Source organism: Mesorhizobium sp. M3A.F.Ca.ET.175.01.1.1, from assembly GCF_004791945.1.
GTDB lineage: Bacteria > Pseudomonadota > Alphaproteobacteria > Rhizobiales > Rhizobiaceae > Mesorhizobium.
In genome coordinates this window covers 1-302 of the sequence record NZ_SRTP01000314.1, presented here as the reverse complement: position 1 = coordinate 302, position 302 = coordinate 1, and the positions used below count along the sequence as shown (strand labels likewise).

Annotated in this window: 1 protein-coding gene; it reads left to right on the top strand. The window is 62.9% G+C overall.

Going from position 1 to position 302, the window contains the following annotated elements; translation table 11 throughout:
* Nucleotides 1-302: extracellular solute-binding protein (locus tag EN818_RS31790; protein ID WP_135906738.1), on the top strand; the 302-nt coding region annotated here is incomplete at both ends.

Sequence of the window (302 nt, the reverse complement as noted above, 5' to 3'; positions counted from 1 at the left end):
CCGGCAACGCCGTCAAATGGGACATTACCGAGCTTGGCGCCGACGAATGCGCGCGGGGCTCGAAAGAGGGCCTGTTCGAGAAGCTCGACTACAGCCTCATCGACAAGAGCGGCATCAACCCGAAGCTCGTCCATGACGACTGGGTCGGCGTCTCCTACACCTCCGTCGTGCTGATCTATCGAACCGATGTTTTCGGCGACAAGGGACCAAAAACCTGGGCCGATTTCTGGGACGTCGAGAAATTCCCCGGCCGCCGCGCGCTCTCCGGCAGCCAGGCTACGGAGACGCTGAGCGTCGCGGCG